The sequence below is a fragment of the Streptomyces sp. NRRL S-1022 genome (genome assembly GCF_000720135.1).
GTDB lineage: Bacteria > Actinomycetota > Actinomycetes > Streptomycetales > Streptomycetaceae > Streptomyces.
This window is the reverse complement of the sequence record NZ_JOIU01000207.1, coordinates 1-254: the sequence shown is the minus strand read 5'-3', so window position 1 is coordinate 254 and position 254 is coordinate 1. Positions and strand designations below refer to the sequence as shown.

Genomic DNA, 254 nt, shown 5'->3' with positions numbered 1-254 from the left:
CAGCACGACCTGTTGATGGCGAACTTCTTCGCCCAGACCCAGGCGCTCGCCTTCGGCAAGACCGCCGAGGAGGTCCGCGCGGAGGGTGTGCCCGAGGAGTTGGTCCCGCACAAGACCTTCCAGGGCAACCGGCCGACGACCACGATCCTCGCCCGCGAGCTGACCCCGTCGGTGCTCGGCCAGCTGATCGCCCTCTACGAGCACAAGGTGTTCGTGCAGGGCGCGGTGTGGAACATCGACTCCTTCGACCAGTG

General features: G+C 66.9%; 1 pseudogene. It reads left to right on the top strand.

From position 1 onward, the window contains the following. Positions 1 to 254: pseudogene (locus tag IG05_RS43390) on the top strand (glucose-6-phosphate isomerase); the annotation flags it as partial.